Origin of the sequence: Methylobacterium sp. NFXW15 (assembly GCF_049887755.1) — a bacterium.
GTDB lineage: Bacteria > Pseudomonadota > Alphaproteobacteria > Rhizobiales > Beijerinckiaceae > Methylobacterium.
The window spans coordinates 202514-218712 of the sequence record NZ_JAGEKG010000007.1; the positions used below are offsets into that span (position 1 = coordinate 202514).

General features: G+C 66.6%; 16 protein-coding genes. 8 read left to right on the forward strand and 8 right to left on the reverse strand.

Annotated elements, in window-relative coordinates; genetic code table 11:
- Positions 1–15: 15 nt before the first annotated feature.
- Genes flgA through flgF form a run of 3 tightly spaced genes read right to left on the reverse strand, consistent with a single transcriptional unit; the run spans position 16 to position 2692 of the window.
- Positions 16–1119, reverse strand: a complete 1104-nt coding sequence (gene flgA, locus J4O73_RS17315) for a flagellar basal body P-ring formation chaperone FlgA (protein WP_426219283.1) — start codon at positions 1117–1119, stop codon at positions 16–18.
- Between the two features lie 23 nt (positions 1120–1142).
- A complete protein-coding gene (flgG, locus tag J4O73_RS17320) occupies positions 1143–1934 on the reverse strand; it encodes a flagellar basal-body rod protein FlgG (RefSeq protein ID WP_378974675.1) in 792 nt (263 codons plus the stop codon).
- 11 nt (positions 1935–1945) lie between these two features.
- Positions 1946–2692 carry a flagellar basal-body rod protein FlgF gene (gene flgF / locus J4O73_RS17325; protein WP_426219285.1) on the reverse strand — a complete coding sequence of 249 codons (747 nt, stop codon included), beginning with the start codon at positions 2690–2692 and terminating at the stop codon, positions 1946–1948.
- Positions 2693–2942: 250 nt separating this feature from the next.
- Between flgF and fliL the strand changes: the two genes are divergently transcribed.
- From fliL to J4O73_RS17345, 4 genes are all read left to right on the forward strand, one after another.
- Positions 2943–3500, forward strand: a complete 558-nt coding sequence (fliL, locus tag J4O73_RS17330; protein ID WP_426219287.1) for a flagellar basal body-associated protein FliL — start codon at positions 2943–2945, stop codon at positions 3498–3500.
- Between the two features lie 7 nt (positions 3501–3507).
- On the forward strand, positions 3508–4722 hold the full coding sequence (gene fliM, locus J4O73_RS17335) for a flagellar motor switch protein FliM (protein WP_426219289.1): 1215 nt from the start codon (positions 3508–3510) through the stop codon (positions 4720–4722).
- 6 nt (positions 4723–4728) lie between these two features.
- A complete protein-coding gene (locus tag J4O73_RS17340; protein WP_426219291.1) occupies positions 4729–5223 on the forward strand; it encodes a DUF6468 domain-containing protein in 495 nt (164 codons plus the stop codon).
- 122 nt (positions 5224–5345) lie between these two features.
- Positions 5346–6122 carry a MotE family protein gene (locus J4O73_RS17345; protein ID WP_426219415.1) on the forward strand — a complete coding sequence of 259 codons (777 nt, stop codon included), beginning with the start codon at positions 5346–5348 and terminating at the stop codon, positions 6120–6122.
- 6 nt (positions 6123–6128) lie between these two features.
- Here J4O73_RS17345 and J4O73_RS17350 read toward each other — a convergent pair whose 3' ends face one another.
- From J4O73_RS17350 to J4O73_RS17370, 5 genes are all read right to left on the reverse strand, one after another.
- Positions 6129–6896, reverse strand: a complete 768-nt coding sequence (locus J4O73_RS17350; RefSeq protein ID WP_426219293.1) for an AAA family ATPase — start codon at positions 6894–6896, stop codon at positions 6129–6131.
- A 130-nt stretch (positions 6897–7026) separates the two neighbouring features.
- Positions 7027–8301: a leucine-rich repeat-containing protein kinase family protein gene (locus J4O73_RS17355; RefSeq protein WP_426219294.1), complete on the reverse strand. Its 1275-nt coding sequence runs from the start codon at positions 8299–8301 to the stop codon at positions 7027–7029.
- A gap of 1 nt (position 8302) precedes the next feature.
- Entirely contained in the window at positions 8303–8491 is a 189-nt protein-coding gene (locus J4O73_RS17360; protein ID WP_426219296.1) for a DUF1192 domain-containing protein, read from the reverse strand.
- Between the two features lie 10 nt (positions 8492–8501).
- Complete coding sequence (locus J4O73_RS17365) at positions 8502–9722, reverse strand: phosphopentomutase (RefSeq protein ID WP_426219298.1); 1221 nt, start codon at positions 9720–9722, stop codon at positions 8502–8504.
- A 3-nt stretch (positions 9723–9725) separates the two neighbouring features.
- On the reverse strand, positions 9726–11360 hold the full coding sequence (locus J4O73_RS17370; protein ID WP_426219300.1) for an ABC transporter ATP-binding protein: 1635 nt from the start codon (positions 11358–11360) through the stop codon (positions 9726–9728).
- 149 nt (positions 11361–11509) lie between these two features.
- Here J4O73_RS17370 and J4O73_RS17375 point away from each other — a divergent pair, with 149 nt between their 5' ends.
- The 4 genes from J4O73_RS17375 (at position 11510) to J4O73_RS17390 (ending at position 16194) form a co-directional block, all read left to right on the forward strand.
- Positions 11510–12400 carry a lytic transglycosylase domain-containing protein gene (locus J4O73_RS17375; RefSeq protein WP_426219302.1) on the forward strand — a complete coding sequence of 297 codons (891 nt, stop codon included), beginning with the start codon at positions 11510–11512 and terminating at the stop codon, positions 12398–12400.
- Positions 12401–12485: 85 nt separating this feature from the next.
- Complete coding sequence (locus J4O73_RS17380; protein ID WP_426219304.1) at positions 12486–13415, forward strand: alpha/beta hydrolase; 930 nt, start codon at positions 12486–12488, stop codon at positions 13413–13415.
- 113 nt (positions 13416–13528) lie between these two features.
- Complete coding sequence (locus tag J4O73_RS17385; RefSeq protein WP_426219306.1) at positions 13529–14854, forward strand: O-antigen ligase family protein; 1326 nt, start codon at positions 13529–13531, stop codon at positions 14852–14854.
- A gap of 158 nt (positions 14855–15012) precedes the next feature.
- A complete protein-coding gene (locus J4O73_RS17390; protein WP_426219308.1) occupies positions 15013–16194 on the forward strand; it encodes an acyltransferase family protein in 1182 nt (393 codons plus the stop codon).
- Positions 16195–16199 lie beyond the last annotated feature (5 nt).

Below are 16199 nucleotides of genomic sequence, written 5' to 3' on the forward strand. Positions count from 1 at the left end.
ACGCGAAACGGGCAATCAGCGCAGGGCTGTCGTGGCGGCACTGGCCTGAAGCTGCGGGCCGCCGCCGGGTCCGACAGAGACGCGGCCGGGGCCGATGACCGTAGCTTGCAGCACCTTCTTTGACGCAACGTTAACCACGTTCACGACGGCGCCCATCCGGCCGCTGTCGTTCGCGACGCCGCGCATCGAAAGGCTGATGCCGGGGGTGGAATAGACGATGGTCACCGTCTCTCCCCGCGCCACGAGGTCGGGCTTGGCGGTATCGCCTTCCCGCAGGACGTAGCCAGCGGGCAGACCGCGCTGGGCGACCTCGCCGATCGCCGCGGTGAGGGACGATTGGGTATCCTGGCTGATGCTGTCGCGCGGACGCTTCTCCAGGGCGAGGTCGCCTTCGCGGACCGGCTCGCCGCGCGAGAGCGCGCGGGTCAGCACGGCCACATCCCGCATCTCGACCACGACGCCCGACACACGCAGCGACGCTTGACGGTCACCGAGGCTCACCAGCGCCGAGACCCGGTGGGTGCGAGCGTCGTAGACGAGGTCGATGGCGCTCACCTGGCCCGCCAGATCGACCGGAGCGAGCATCGTCGGCGCCTCGCCGTCGAGGCGGATCGTGGTCATGTCGGTGTCGAGGCCGTAGGTCGTCTCCAGGCCGCGCTTGAGCGCCACCTCGATCTCGGCGGGGCCGATCCGGCGGGCGGCGCGCTGCACGGCGATCTGGATACGGCCGCCGGTCTCGACCGGGCCGAGACCGAGGGCGGCGGCGGCCTCCGCGATGCGGCGGGACTGGATGGTGCCCGTCGAGCCGAGGTTGGGCGCGCGAAAGAGCGGTCGGGCGGCGAGCGTCGGCGGCACGTTCTCCACGAGATCGCCGAGCGTCAGGATGTCGTGCCGGGCCGTCACGTCGCCGCGCAGGCGGGGCGTCGCGGTTTCGGCCATGGCGGGCATTGCGACCGCGCCGAGGATCACGAAGACGACGAGCGCCAGGGCAGCGCGCAGGATCATGCCCCGGCAGGGCCGCGCGACGCGCGGGCGGCGCGGCTGCATGATCGGGTTGAGGACGAGTTCCGACAGGCTCTCGTCGCTGGCGTAAGGGGCGAAGTCGGTTGTTGTGGTCATGGCGATCGATCCCGTGCCGGCCATCAGCCGCGGAACATCTGGGACGTGGTGGAGAGCATCTGATCGGCGGCGGTCACGACCTTCGAGTTCATCTCGTAGGCGCGCTGAGCGGCGATCAGGGACGAGATCTCGGTGACGGCGTTGACGTTCGCCTCTTCGAGATAGCTCTGTTGAAGGTTGCCGAAGCCCTCGGCGCCGGGCAGGCCGCTGATGGCCGGGCCGGAGGCGGCAGTCTCGACGAACAAGTTGTCGCCGATGGATTCCAGGCCGACCTTGTTGACGAAGCGCGAGAGCTGGAACTGGCCCAGGGCCTGTGGCGCAGTCTGGCCCGGCAGGGTCGCCTGCACGGCGCCCGTGGCGCTGATCGTCACCGACGTCGCCGTGTTCGGCACCGTGATCGCCGGGTCGACGAGGTAGCCGTCGCGGGTGACCAGCTGGCCGGAGGCCGAGAGGTCGAATGAGCCATCCCGGCTGTAGGCGGTGCGCCCGTCCGGCAGCGTGACGCGGAAGAAGCCCTCGCCACGAATGGCGACGTCGTAATCCTTCTCCGTCGAGGTCAGCGTACCCTGCGACATGACGCGGGCGGTCGAGGTCGTCTTCACGCCCGAACCGAGGGCGAGGCCCGCCGGAAGCTGCGTGTTCTGCTCCGAGGTGGAGGAACCGGCCCGGCGCAGGTTTTGGTAGAGCAGATCCTGGAAGTGAACCTGCTGGCGCTTGTAGCCGGTGGTGCGAAGGTTCGCGATGTTGTTCGAGATGACCTGGACGTTCAGTTCCTGGGCCGCCATGCCGGTGGCGGCAGAGTAGAGCGCGCGCATCGGATGCTACCTCAGGCCACGTTGGCGAGTTTGGAGATGGCCGAGCCGCGAAGCTCATCCATGCGCGAGATCATGCTCGTGACCATCGCGTAGGAGCGATTCACGTCCATCAGCCGGGTCATCTCGAGGACGGGGCGCACATTCGAACGTTCGAGCGCACCGGATTCGACGCGGCCCTCGATGCCTGCGGGCCGGGCCGGGCTCGGCGAGGAATAGAGGTTCGCCCCTTCGTTCACGAGGGCACCGGGATTAGCGAAGGTCACGAGCTTGATCCGGCCGCGGATGCCGAGATTGGTCGAGACCGTGCCGTCCGGGCCGATCGAGAGACCGGTCTCCTGCGGATTGACGGCGATGGGCCCGCCATCGCCCGCAACGGGGTAGCCGTCGCTCGTCACCAACTGGCCCTGGGCATTGACCGTGAGAGCGCCGTTACGGGTGTAGCGCTCGCCGCCGCCATTGGGCGCCTGCACGGCGATGAAGGCATTGCCCTTCACCGCGATGTCGAGGGGGTTGCCGGTCTGCTCGACCGGGCCCTGGTCGAGGTTCAATGTCGTGCCCTGGTCGATCACGTAGGAAATGCGCCGGTCGGGCGGGGTGAAGCTGTCCGCCTGCGCCACCGGCATCAGGTATTCCTGGAAACGGCTGTTGCGGCTCTTGAAGCCGTTGGTCGAGACGTTCGCCATGTTGTTGGCGATCACGTCGAGTTCGCGCTGGAGAGCGACCTGACTCGACACGCCGACGAAGAGGGCATTCTGCATGGGGAACTCTGGGGCCCACGAACGGCCGGGGTTGCCAGGACAGTCAGCATCCCGCGTGCCAGTTCGGGCCAGAACAATTTGATAATTGTCGCCAAGCACTTGTTCAGCATGTGCTGTGTCAGCCGCCCCTGATCATCAGTGCTGGCGGCAAACCCGACCCGGCAGAATTTGCCTCCTTAACGGAGCGTTAACCGCATCTGCCGATACCTTTTGGGAAGTTCAATTCACCAGCTCCGCGAGTGACGGCCCCATGGCCAAGAAGCCCAAAAAGGCGGGCGCCGACCAGGGCGAAGGCGGCGCCGACGCCGCCCCGAAGAGCAAGAAGAAGCTCATCATCATCGGCGCTGCCGCGGCCGTCCTCCTGCTGGGCGGGGGCGGCGGGGCCTTCTTCATGATGAAGCGCGGCCAAGGCGACGAAGCCAAGGCCGAGGGCAGCGAGGCCGCTGCATCGGCCCATGGCGGCGGTGGCCATGGCAACGCAGCGGCCCCGAAGAAGGCGATCGCCTTCGTCGATCTGCGCGAGATGATCATCAACCTCAGTCCCGATGCCGGTCAGGACAAGGGCAAATTCGCCAAGTTCCGTGTGTCCTTGGAGGTGAAGGATTCGAAGCTGGAAGAGGACGTGAAGCTCCTCGCTCCGCGCATCGAGGACACGTTGCAGGTCTACATGCGCGAAGTCCGCCCCACCGATCTGTCGGGCTCTGCCGGTTTGTACCGGCTGCGCGAGGAATTGCTGAAGCGCGTGAACGTCGCCGTCTACCCGGCCAAGGTCGATGCGGTGCTGTTCAAGGATCTGATCATCCAGTGAGGCGCTGATGGAACCGGAGGATCAGGTCGAGGAGGACGATTGGTCGGCGGCCCTGCTCGAGCAGAGCTCCGAGGGCGGCGACGCGTCGCTCGCCGAGGAATGGGGCGCGGCCCTCGCCGAACAGGGCACCACCCGCAACGCCAGCGACGTCGCCGCCGAATGGGCGACGATGATCGAGGACGGGGAGAGCGACAACCTCCCCGAACTCGCCGGCAACGACCGCATCCTCAATCAGGACGAGATCGACGGCGTCCTGGGCTTCTCCATGCGCGAACTCTCGGCCTCCGGGGCCGGGGGCGTGCGCGCCATCGTCGATTCGGGCGTCGTTCAGTACGAACGTCTGCCGATGCTGGAAATCGTCTTCGACCGGATGATCCGGTTGCTGTCGACGTCCCTGCGCAACCTGTTCCAGGATAACGTCGAAGTCACCCTCGACAACATCACCTCAGTGCGGTTCGGCGATTACGTGAATGCCATTCCGCTGCCGACCCTGCTCGGGGTGTTCAAGGCCGATCCGTGGGAGAATTCCGGCCTCGTCACGGTCGATACGAACCTTGCTTACGCAACCTTCGATCTGCTGCTCGGCGGCAAGCGCGGTGGCTCGTCGAGCCGACTCGACGGACGGCCCTTCACGGCCATCGAGATGACGTTGGTGCGGCGGCTCGTGGAGATCATCCTCGCGGACCTGCAACTGTCCTTCCAGCCGCTCTCGCCGGTGAACTTCCAGATCGACCGGATCGAGACCAACCCGCGCTTCGCCACCATCACCCGGCCCGGCAACGCGGCGATCCTCATCGGCCTGCGCCTCGACGTCGACGGGCGCGGCGGCCGGATGCAGATCCTGTTTCCTTACGCCACGATCGAGCCGATCCGTGAACTGCTCACGCAGAGCTTCATGGGTGAGAAGCTCGGCCGCGATCAGGTGTGGGAGGGCCACCTCGCCACCGAGATCTGGCAGGCGGACGTCACCATGGAAGCGGTGCTGCACGAGATGATGCTGCCGCTGAAGCGCGTGATGCGGCTGCGGGTCGGCGACACGCTGATGTTCGATGCCAAGCCGTCCGATCTCGTGACCGTGCGCTGCGGCGACTGGGCCTTGACGCAGGGGCGGATCGGCAAGGTCGACGGCAACATCGCGGTGCAGGTGACGCGCCCGCTGCGGCGCTCGCGCACTACGCTCCAGGCCTACGAGGCCTCTATGAACAGCCGCACGGACGGGTAGGCCGACATGAGTCTCTTCGTCACCCTCTTCGCCGACCTGCTCGTCGCCGTCCTGCTGACGGCGACGATCATCACCTCGCTGCGCCTGTCGAAGCGCATCGGCCAACTCAAGGGCGACGAGGCCGCGCTCCGTTCCACCATCGGCGACCTCATGGTGGCGACCCATAATGCCGAGCGCGCCATCACGGGCCTGCGCAGCGCCCTCGATGAGTGCGACCGTACCCTCGCGGACCGGATCCAGTCAGCTCAAACCTGCAGCACGACCCTCGCAGGTGGTGTCGAGGCGGGCGAAGCCGTGCTCTCGCGCATCGCGGCGATCGTCACGGGCGCACGCACGGCCCCCGCCGCACCACGCCCCGTCGAGCCGCGGCCCGAGCCGACGTCGAAGCCCGCTCCCGCCGTCACCGAAGGACCGAATGGCGAGCGCCTGGGCGCCGCCGCCGCCGCTGCGCTCGCCATGACCGAGCGGGCCCTGGCCCGCGTTCGCGCCCGGGCCGCCTGATGTCTCGCCGCAGCGTGCCGACCAAGGACGCGGCGCCCGCCGTCAAGGCGCCGCTCAAGGCTGCCACGCCTGCCACAAAGGCGGCGGCGAAGCCTGCCGCGACCTTGAAGCAGCAGGCGCAGATGGCCCTGAACCGCTCGCGCGAGAAGGTCGCGCGCCCGTTCAAGCTGCGCCTGATCGACGCCGTGGCCCTGTCGGCGGCGGCGCTGCTGGTGCTGAAGATGCTGACGCTGTCGCAGGCCAGTGTCCCCGAGACGAGCCTGCCGGGTTTCGCCCGCGCCATCGCCAAGGCGCGCACCGGCTACGAGATCCCGGACCCCGAGACGACGGGTTCTGTCGAACCGAAAAAAGAGGACAAGAAGTCCGCCCCTCCGGCGGATCCGCCCAATGCGCAGCCTGCGGCCCAGGAGCCGATGTCTCCGAGCGAGAAGGCTCTTCTGGAAAAGCTCGGCGCCCGGAGCAACGTTCTCAAGCAGCGCAGCGATGAACTCGACCTGCGAGAGAAGATGCTCGATGACGCGGAGAAGAAGATCGAGACCGGCATCGGCGACTTGAAGAAGGCCGAGGATAAGGTCGATGCTGCCGCGAAGGCGAAGGAGGATGCCGAGAAGCAGGGCCTCAAGAGCATCGTGACCATGTACGAGACGATGAAGCCGAAGGACGCCGCGCGGGTCTTCGATCGCCTCGGCCACGACGTGCTCGTGCCCCTCGTGGTGGCGATGAACCCGCGTAAGATGGCGGAGATCCTGGCCGTGATGTCGCCCGAGGCGGCTGAGCGTCTGACGGTGGCTCTGGCCAACCGCGCTCGTGGAAACGGCGGTTCTGCCCAAGCACAGGTGGGTGCGCCCGCTCTTCCGCCGGGCGAGCTTCCAGCCATCGATCCCGGCGCGGCACGATAAGGCTCGCTATTCCGACAGCATCGCCTGCATGAAACAGTCCGGGTCGCTGTAGAACTCCCGCAGAAGTCGGAAATGCCCGATCTCGCCGAGGCTTGTCGGCGACACGCTGTATTTTCCGACTGCCATGAGCTGAGCCCCTGGACAGGCCATCAAGAGCGGTGAGTGGGTCGCCATGATGACCTGAGCCTTGCCCTGCTCGATCATCCGCAGGACGATCTTGAGAAAGTCGATCTGGCGGGAAGGCGACAGCGCGGCTTCGGGCTCATCGAATATGAAGAGGCCACGCCGCTGGCAGCGCTCCTCGAAGAAGCGCAAAAACCCCTCTCCATGTGAATGGGACAAGAAATCCGGAGGAGCCGCTCCCACCTCCGTTGCGGCCGCGTCGAGATAGCGGGCGACCGAAAAGAAGCTCTCGGATCGAAAGAACCATCCGTCCGTGATCTTGGGAAGCCAACTCGCCCTGAGCCCATCGCTCAAGCGGGACCCCATGGCTTCGATTGCCCGGCTGTGATCGACGGCGCGGTAGCCCTTGCCACCACCTGCCTCGTCGAAGCCAGCGAGCCCGGCAATCCCTTCGAGCAAAGTCGATTTACCGACACCGTTCTCACCGGTGAAAATTGCCAACGGTCGTTCGAAGGTCAATTCGAACTCGGGATCTCGGAACAGTGGCAGACAGAACGGATATTCCTCGGTCGCCAAAACGCGATTCCGGTCGAGCCACACACGCCGAAGATAGGGAGGGTCAAGTCGCGAGCTTGGTTTGACCCTGGCCATCTCATCGAATCCAGCATGACAATTGCGAAGACGATCTGCTGTTAGCAGATTTTCTCGCCTGCGCGATGCCATGGCGGCAGAGATTGCAGTCGATTGCTTTTGCAACTCTGCGTATCATCGTTTCGATACTTCAACGCAAGGCGGCGGCGACGTCCCTCATGCCCGGGCGAGAAGGCAGATCGGGATCTGTACAGTGTCGCGCCAGATCACGCAGATCTTCGGAAGCGTCCAAGGCGAGATCCAGAAGTTCACCGAGCAGGATACCGAACGCCCGGGTCTCGACTCGAGCCAAGGTACGCCCCACCGCACCTTCCGGCAGGAGTGAGGCCGCGCCGAAGTCTCCGAGAGCGGCCGCGCCGCTTCGTCCGTCCCACAGGATGTTGTGGCCGTAAAGGTCGCCATGCATCAGCCGCCGCTCGTGCAGATGCGCCAGGGCCGAGGCAATGTCGCGGGCAAGGCGCCGCGCGGCGTCTGACGAGAGGCGCAGGTCGGGCTCGTAGACGTCGCGGCTGCAAGTCGCCAGGCTCGGTGGCCCTGCCAGCACCGGCCAGTCCGCCGGAACAAGACGCAGGACGAGGCCGGGCGTGCCGTCCGGGTGGTTCGTAAGGCGGCCGAGTGCCCCGATCAGGGCGGGGTGATCGCCCGCAGCGAGGCAGGCCGCCATCTCACGTTCGGGAAGACCGTCACTGCCTATGGCGCCCTTGAACAGCTTGAGGGCGACATCGCCGCCACGATGCCAACCGGCCCGATAGACAAGGCCGGAACTGCCCTCTCCCAAGAGCGGCCCGGGGGTGAGGTCCGACCACGGTACAAGCGGCGCAGCTTTGGATGGCCCCTCGGGTTCTGCCGGATTGCCGGAATAGGAGATCCAGGCCAGCGAGGGCATCTCGCCGAGCCAGGACGGCAGGAGCTCGATGCGGTTGCTGGCGAAGCGAATGAGCTCGAGTTTGCCAGCTTCCCCCAAGGCCTCAGGAAGTCGCGTCAGTTCATTGCCGGACAGCATCAGCTTCTGAAGGAGCGGCCGATGCCCGAGCGCATCCGGCAGATGCGCGATGCGGTTGTCCGTGAGGGTCAGCCAACGCAGCCTCGGCGGCAGCGATTCCGCAGGCACCTCGCTGATGCCGCAGCCCCGAAAGCCAACTTGGCTCAAGCTCGGGCAATCCCCCAACGCGGGCGGTAGCCGGGCGAAGGGTGTCCCCGAGCAGAACAGCACTGTCAGCGCGTGGAAGCGGCCGATATCGTCGGGCAGGGCGTAGGTGCCGCGCCCGAGGTCGAGCAGTTCCAGCGTATCGGCGAGGCCGAAGAGTTCAGGGGGGAACTCGGTCAGGCCATCCGGTAGGCGGATGGCCCTCGCCCCCGCGAGTTGGCCCCGGCGCAGGGCCGCGAGGGTCGTGTCGCGATCCATCTTAGCCGCGCTTGAAGAAGGCATCGGCGGAGGATTGGGCCGCCTCCTTGGCGGCACGGGCGGCCTCGATCCGCGCAATTTCCGCGCGCAACAGGGCAATCCGCTCGTCGAGGTCGGACAGCGACAGGGTGTCGAGCGGCTGGCCGATCTCGTGCGACGGCGTTTTGCGCGGCTTGTCGTCGTCCCACATGCAAAGGCTCCTAGAGGAAGGGCGTGCCCATGCCGATGCCCGGCAGGCCGAGATGCCGCGCGAGGGACGCGGCAATGTCCGAGAAGCTATCACGTCGTCCGATCGGGCCGGTGGCGAGGCTGGGCCCGAAGGCGAGGACCGGAACCTGCTCACGGGTGTGGTCCGTGCCCGTCCACGTCGGATCATTGCCGTGGTCGGCGGTGATGATCGTCATGTCGCCCGGCTGCAGGGCGGCATGGATCGCGGGCACCCGCGCGTCGAAGGCTTCGAGTTCGGCGGCGTAGCCCGGCACGTCCCGGCGGTGACCGTGCTCGGTGTCGAAATCCACGAGGTTGACGAAGACCAGCCCGCCATCGGGTAGATCGCGCAGGGCGGTCAGCCCGGCATCGAGGCAGGCGGCATTGCCGCCGGGTTTGACCTCGTGGCCGGTGGCCCGGTGGGCGAAGATATCTCCGATCTTGCCCACACTCACCACGGCGCGGCCTGCCGCCTCGGCCCGGTCGAGCAGGGTCGGCCCGGGGGGCGTCACGGCGTAGTCCTTGCGGTTCGCGGTGCGGCGGAAGCCGCCCTCGGGCGAGCCGGTGAAGGGTCGCGCAATGACGCGGCAGATCCGGTACGGATCGCACAGCGTCCGCGCCGTGCGGCAGAGCTCGTAGAGCCGGTCGAGGCCGAAGCTCTCCTCATGCGCGGCGATCTGGAACACGCTGTCAGCCGAGGTGTAGCAGATCGGCTTGCCGGTCCGCATATGCTCAAGTCCGAGGTCGTCGATGATGCCGACGCCGTTGGCATGGCGATCACCCAGGATGCCGGGCAGGCCGCCCTGCGCGATCAACGCTTCGATCAGTTCCGGCGGGAATGCAGGGCGCGTATCGGGAAAGGTCCCCCAGGGCTCCGGCAGGGCCAGCCCCGCGATCTCCCAATGACCGGAGGGCGTATCCTTGCCCGCTGCCGTCTCGATGGCATGGCCGTAGAGAGCGCTGAGTTCGCCTGCCGGTACGAGTCCCGGGGGTACCGTGCCTGTCGCGCCTTGCGCCGCGAGACCGATCCCGAGGGCCGTGAGGTTCGGGAGCCGCAGCGGGCCCGCGCGCAGGCCCGCCCGGTCGCCTCGCCCCTCGGCGCAGGCGACGGCGATATGGCCGAGCGTGTCAGATCCGGAATCGCCATAGGCGGCGGCATCCGGGGCGCCGCCGATTCCGACCGAATCCAGCACGATGAGAAGCGCGCGGGCCACGGCTCAGGCGGGCTCCAGCTCGGTCGGCTCGTCGCTGTCGAGGGCGAAGGCCGCCTTGAACAGCGTCTGCGTGTATTCGGTGCGCGGGTTGGCGAAGATCGTCTCGGCCGCGCCCTCCTCGACCACGTGCCCGTTCTGCATGACAACGACATGGTTCGCCAAGGCGCGCACCACCTTCAGATCATGGCTGATGAAGAGGTAGGCGAGGCCGCGTTCGCGTTGCAGATCGCGCAGCAGCGTCACGATTTGCGCCTGTACCGAGCGGTCGAGGGCGGAGGTCGGTTCATCGAGCACGATGAATTTCGGGCCCAGCACGATGGCGCGGGCAATGGCGATGCGCTGACGCTGGCCACCGGAGAATTCGTGCGGGTAACGGTCCATCGTCGCGGGATCGAGCCCGACATCGTGGAGCGCCTTCGCCACGACCGAGCGCCGCTCGGCCCGGTTGCGTACGGCGCCCTGCACCACGAGCCCTTCCGACACGATGTCGGCCACCGACATGCGCGGCGAGAGCGACCCGTAAGGATCTTGGAAGACCACCTGCATGTCCCGGCGGAGGGGCCGCATCTGGCTGATCGAGTATCCGTCGATCCGCTGGCCCATGAAGACGATCGGCCCGTCGGAGGCGGTGAGCCGTAGGATGGCGAGGCCGAGGGTCGTCTTGCCCGACCCGGATTCGCCGACGACGCCGACTGTCTCGCCGGCCCTGACCTTCACCGAGACGCCATCGACGGCCTTCACGTAGCCCCCGGCTTGCCGGAACAGTCCGGTCTTGATCGGGAACCACACCTTGAGAGGCCCGGCCTCCACCAGCGTCGGCGCGGCGGGGGGCACAGGGTTCGCCCGACCCTTCGGCTCCGAGGCGATGAGGCGCCGCGTATAGTCGTGTTGCGGGTCGCGGAAGACCGAGGCCGTCTCGCCCGCTTCGACGATGCGGCCTTTCAGCATCACGCAGACCCGGTCGGCGATCCGCTGCACGATGCCGAGATCGTGGGTGATGAATAGCATCGCCATGCCGAGCCGCTTCTGAAGATCAGCCAGCAGCGCGAGGATCTGCGCTTGGACGGTGACGTCGAGGGCGGTGGTCGGCTCGTCCGCGACGAGCAATTCGGGCTCGCAGGCGAGCGCCATGGCAATCATCACACGCTGGCGCTGTCCGCCGGAAAGCTCGTGCGGATAGGCGCCCATCCGCCGCTCGGCATCGCGCAGGCCGACGAGTTCGAGCAACTCGAGAATCCGCGCCCGCGCTGCCTTTCGCGAGAGGTTCCGGTGAAGCGCCAGCACCTCTCCGATCTGCCGCTCGATCGTATGGAGCGGGTTCAGCGATGTCATGGGCTCTTGGAAGACCATGGTGATGTCGGCGCCGCGCACCTCGCGCATGTCCCGCTCGGGCAGGCTCGCGAGGTCGCGCCCGTTGAACAGGATGCGCCCCTTTTGCGCCGCGGCGCTGTCGAGGAGGCGAAGGATCGCCAAGGCCGAGACCGATTTGCCGGAGCCGGACTCCCCCACGAGCGCCAGTGTTTCACCACGGGCAATGGCGAAGGAGACGTCATCGACGGCGACCGTATCCCCGTCCCGCGAGCGGAAGGTGACGGACAGGTTCTCGACGGACAGGAGCGTGGACTGCGGATCCGGCATGCTGGCCTTATAGCGCGGAAGCCCCCGCGTCACAGGGGCAGCGGCCCGAACTGCATTGAAGCAGGCGTGGCAGGCGCTACTTGCGATCCCGCCCACGATTGGATCGATACGGGGCGCCATCGGAGAGCCCGATTCCCCTGCCCCGCCTCGTGTCGCCGTCCCTTCGCCTGATCCTGGCGCTCGTCATCCTCACCGGCCTCGCGGGACGCGCCCTCGCTGCACCTTCCGATGGCGCGACGGAGACGGTCGAACAGGCTTTGTGCCGCCTGATCGACGACTCGGCCAAGTCCAGGAATCTCCCGGTTGCCTTCCTGACCCGCCTGATTTGGCGGGAGTCGAGCTTTCGCGTCGGGGTCGTGAGCCCGGCGGGGGCGCAGGGCGTGGCGCAGTTCATGCCGGGTACGGCCAAGGAGCGCGGGCTTCTCGATCCGTTCGACCCCGAACAGGCCATTCCTCACGCGGCGCATCTGCTTTCCGACCTGAAGCGACAGTTCGGCAATCTCGGGCTCGCTGCGGCCGCCTATAATGGCGGGCCGACGCGGGTATCGAACTGGCTTGCCGGCAGCGGCGGCTTGCCCGCCGAGACTCGCGCTTACGTTCTGGCCATCACCGGCCGCGCGCCGGAGGACTGGCAGGCGCCCGCGAAGGGCGTCGAGTATCCCGAGGGTGGCGCGCCGGAGGGGAAGGCCGAGCCGGAGAAGCCACAGACCTGCCTCCAGGTCACCGCCGCGCTGCGGTTGCCGAACCGAGGCGATCGCTTCGCGCTCGGCGGCTCGGAGGGCCCGGCCGCGCCCTGGGGCATCCAGCTTGCGGGCAATTTCTCGAAGGCGCTGGCGCTCCAGAGTTTCGCCCGGACTCGCACGACTTATGCGAAGGTCATCGGTGAGGTGCGACCCATGATCATCGGCACACGCCTGCGCAACCGGGGCACGCGCGCCTTCTATCGCATCCGCATTCCAGCTGAGACGCGCCAAGCCGCCGATGGCCTGTGCGGCAAGATCCGGCAGGCGGGCGGGGCCTGCATCGTTCTCAGAACCTGAAATTTTCTTTTAACGCCACGTCTGCGTCATCAATCCGCCCCGAGGCGGGGGACTGATGGCGGGGCGCGGCACGACCGGACGGGATATGACACGCCTCTTCACCGCCTTCGCCAGTCTCATCTGCCTCGGGCTCGCCGCCCTCGGCATCTCCAATGCCTCGCCCCTTTCTCTGTTCGACGCGCTCGGGCCCCGCGACTCCGGCGGGCGGCTCGCGGCGCGGGACCGGGTGTTCGGCCAGAACAACCGCAACAAGCTCGATGTCTACGTTCCGGCGACCGCTGCGGAAAACGCGCCGGTTCTCGTCTTCTTCTATGGCGGGTCCTGGGATAGCGGCTCGAAGGACGATTACGCCTTTGTCGGTCACGCCCTCGCTGCCCAGGGCTTCGTGACGGTGCTGCCGGATTATCGGCTCTATCCGCAGGTGCGCTTCCCCGAATTCCTGAAGGATGGGGCCGCCGCCATCGCCTGGGTGCGCGACAACATCGCCGAGTTCGGCGGCGATCCACGCCGTATCGTCCTCGCCGGGCACTCGGCGGGCGCCTACAACGCGGTGATGCTCGGCTTTGATACGCGCTATCTCGAAGCGGTCGGCGTCGATCCCAAGGTGATCCGTGCCGTCGCGGGTCTGTCCGGTCCCTACGACTTCCTGCCGCTCGACACCGATACGACCGTCAACGTCTTCGGTCAGACAAAGGACTTGCCGGGTACGCAGCCGGTCAACCTCGCCGGCCCCCTTTCGCCGCCGACCTTCCTCGCCACAGGCGATAAAGACACGACCGTTCGCCCCCGCCACACGGCCGCCCTGGCCGCGCGCCTGCGCGCCGCCAACGTCCCGGTGCAGGAGAAAGTCTATCGCGGCCTCGATCACAAGGACACGCTGCTCGCCCTGTCCGTGACCTTCCGTTCGAAGGCTCCGGAATTGGCCGAGATGTCATCGTTCCTGATGCGTCAGGCAGCGGGCCGGACGCAGTATACGATGACGGGGCCGGTCACACCGGCAAAGCTTCAACCCTAACGAGAGTTTATCGGCATCTTCGCGGTGCCGTTAGCATTTGCCTATTAGCCCGTGCGATAAGATCGCGTGGGTCCAGCTGAACGGGTTCGGGCCGACAGTGGCGAGTCTGACCTGTGCGCACGGTGACCGAGACCGTCTTTCCGAACAGCGAGTCGGCCGTAAAACGCCCGGCTCGCGATCTGCCGGATGTCGTCCGCCTCGCTTACATGACCTTCGTGGTCGTCGCGCTCCTCAACCACACGTGGTTCACGGACCTCGCGACACCCACTCCGATCGGTGAGGTGGAAGGCGGCAGTCTCGCCACGCAGCTCCTGTTCCTGTCGATGATCCTCGTCGGCATCCCCCTGGTCTGGCATTTGGGCGTGGAACGGCTACGCCCGCTGGCGACGAAATCCGTCCTGGCCTTTGGCGGGTGGTTGCTGGTGACGTCGCTCATTTCCGGCGACCCGGCCCTCTCCCTGCGCCGCCTCGCCCTCTACGTCATCGCGGGCTTCCTCTCGGTGAGCCTGCTGGTGGTGGCGCGCTCGGCGCGGCAACTGGCCGACGCCTTCGCCATGGCGGGGCTCACTGTCTTGGCGTCGAGCTATCTCGGCCTGCTCCTCGTGCCGGGCCTGACCATCCATTCGCATTTTGATCTCACCGGTGAGATCGGCCATGACGGCCTCTGGCGGGGGATCTTCTCGCACAAGAACGAGGCGGGCATGGCGATGACGATCCTCGTCATCCTCGGCCTGTTCATCGCCTCGGTGCGCAGCGCCCTGCTCGGTTGGATCATGGTGGTCGGCGCGGGAATCTTCCTGATCGGCAGCGGCTCGAAGACGCCGATGATCACGCTCGTGATGGTGCTCGGCATCTCCTGGCTCTGCGGCGTTCTCCGCTCGCGCTTCCTGCGCCTGATGTTGCTGGTCGGGCCGGTTCTGCTGCTGATGACGATCACCATCGGCTCCATCGTGCTGCCGCCCGTGCGCGCGGTGCTCGACGTGGTGCTGCCCGATGCGACCTTCACGGCGCGCAACGAGATCTGGGCCTTCGCCATCGACAACATCGTCCAGAAGCCATTGACCGGCTTCGGGTTCGGCGCGTTCTGGATGACGGAGCGGACGGTCTACGCCTCGGTCGTGAACCCCGATTCGAATTGGGTGCAGATGGCGACCCAGGCGCATAATTCCTTCCTCGACGCGGCCGTCGCCATGGGCCTTCCAGGCTTCGTGCTGACGTTGCTCGTCTTCATCGTCATGCCGACGCGGGACTTCCTCTACCGCCTGCCACAGGGTGCGCCCGATCCTTCGGCCGAGCTGTTCCTGCGCCTGTGGCAATTGGTGCTTCTGTCGGCCTCGCTGGAGACGATCCTCTTCAATCCCAATACGCCAGCCTTCGGCATGATCGTCATGTCCATCGCGGGGCTGCGAATGCTCACGGTCCGCCCGGTCATCGCCTGAGCGACGATCCGGTAGCCCTAATTGTCGATAACTGTTGCCGAGTGCATCGACTCGTTCTTTTTCGATAAAATAGCAGGGATGGCTTGGTAGGGTCCGCCAAGTGCCGGGAGAAGTGAGCGATTTGGTTCACTCCCGAACGCCATTCGGACGATTTCGTCATGCTCGATACGCGCTCGACGCCCGCCGTCAACGCTCATCCCAAAGTTGAGGCGCTTCCCGCGCTCACCTCTCTGCGTTTCTTCGCGGCGGCTTATGTCGTGGCGTTCCACTATACGCCCTATTATTTTCCGCAGGTAGGTGAGACGAGTTTCGTCTCGCTCGGCTATTCGGGCGTCACCTTCTTCTTTCTGCTGTCGGGCTTCATCCTCGCCTATAATTACCGGGATGCGGACCTCTCGCAGCCCTCGGCGCGGTCGCTGTTCTATCGCGCCCGTTTCGCGCGGGTATACCCGGTCTTCCTGCTGGCCCTGATGATCCACGTCCCGTGGTTCCTCGCCTGGGTCACGAAGCAGCCCATGCCGCTCAAAGCCCTGATGGCCTCAGGCGCGATCCTGGCACCTCTCGGAATTCATGCCTGGGTGCCGGGCGCGGCCTGCTCGCTCGATTGCCCGAGCTGGTCGGTCTCGGTCGAACTGTTCTTCTACGCGCTGTTCCCGATCCTCCTGCCGCTGGTGCTACGAAACCCGAAGCAGATCGCCCTCGTCACATTCGCCTTCTGGGCGGCGGTCGTCGCTCTGGCGACGCTGGTCTGGCAAGCATCGAGTGGCGGCGTCTCGCTGATCTCGCCGGAGGAAGGCGGGATCCGGCCTGTCCTGATCGCCGAATTCGTCAAGTACTTCCCGCTGCTGCACCTCCCGGAATTCCTGGCGGGACTGCTGCTCTTCGTGGCATGGCGGAGCGCGCCGCTCTCCACGCCGCTCCTGATCGTCGCCGCCATCGGCTTCGGTGCATTGATCGTGACTTTCGCCCGCTTCGTGCCCGAGCCGGTTATGCACAACGGGCTCACCATGCTCGCCTGGGCGCCACTCATCCTCGCCTGCGCCGCTTTCCGGCGGGGGCCGCTCTGCTCGGCGCCGTTGATCTTCCTCGGTAAGATCTCCTTCGCGCTCTACCTGCTGCACATCCCGGTCTTCGCCTTCCTCAACACCGCCGATAAGGTCGTGCTGCATGGCACGCTCGCGGCTCATCCCTGGATCGGCATTGCCGTGAACAGCGCCGCGAGCCTTGTGGCCGCGACCCTGGTCCATCTGTTGGTGGAAGAGCCGATGCGCCGCCGGATCATGCGTGGGGCGCGTCCGGTCGCCGGTCGGCCGATGCCCGTCTCACGGGTTGGGGCCTGAGCGGC

Excerpts from the sequence above, each read along its gene's own strand:
- flgA (WP_426219283.1), bottom strand. The coding sequence starts at position 1,119 with ATGACCACAACAACCGACTTCGCCCCTTACGCCAGCGACGAGAGCCTG.
- flgG (WP_378974675.1), bottom strand. The coding sequence starts at position 1,934 with ATGCGCGCGCTCTACTCTGCCGCCACCGGCATGGCGGCCCAGGAACTG.
- flgF (WP_426219285.1), bottom strand. The coding sequence starts at position 2,692 with ATGCAGAATGCCCTCTTCGTCGGCGTGTCGAGTCAGGTCGCTCTCCAG.
- fliL (WP_426219287.1), top strand. The coding sequence starts at position 2,943 with ATGGCCAAGAAGCCCAAAAAGGCGGGCGCCGACCAGGGCGAAGGCGGC.
- fliM (WP_426219289.1), top strand. The coding sequence starts at position 3,508 with ATGGAACCGGAGGATCAGGTCGAGGAGGACGATTGGTCGGCGGCCCTG.
- J4O73_RS17340 (WP_426219291.1), top strand. The coding sequence starts at position 4,729 with ATGAGTCTCTTCGTCACCCTCTTCGCCGACCTGCTCGTCGCCGTCCTG.
- J4O73_RS17345 (WP_426219415.1), top strand. The coding sequence starts at position 5,346 with ATGGCCCTGAACCGCTCGCGCGAGAAGGTCGCGCGCCCGTTCAAGCTG.
- J4O73_RS17350 (WP_426219293.1), bottom strand. The coding sequence starts at position 6,896 with ATGGCCAGGGTCAAACCAAGCTCGCGACTTGACCCTCCCTATCTTCGG.
- J4O73_RS17355 (WP_426219294.1), bottom strand. The coding sequence starts at position 8,301 with ATGGATCGCGACACGACCCTCGCGGCCCTGCGCCGGGGCCAACTCGCG.
- J4O73_RS17360 (WP_426219296.1), bottom strand. The coding sequence starts at position 8,491 with ATGTGGGACGACGACAAGCCGCGCAAAACGCCGTCGCACGAGATCGGC.
- J4O73_RS17370 (WP_426219300.1), bottom strand. The coding sequence starts at position 11,360 with ATGCCGGATCCGCAGTCCACGCTCCTGTCCGTCGAGAACCTGTCCGTC.
- J4O73_RS17380 (WP_426219304.1), top strand. The coding sequence starts at position 12,486 with ATGACACGCCTCTTCACCGCCTTCGCCAGTCTCATCTGCCTCGGGCTC.
- J4O73_RS17390 (WP_426219308.1), top strand. The coding sequence starts at position 15,013 with ATGCTCGATACGCGCTCGACGCCCGCCGTCAACGCTCATCCCAAAGTT.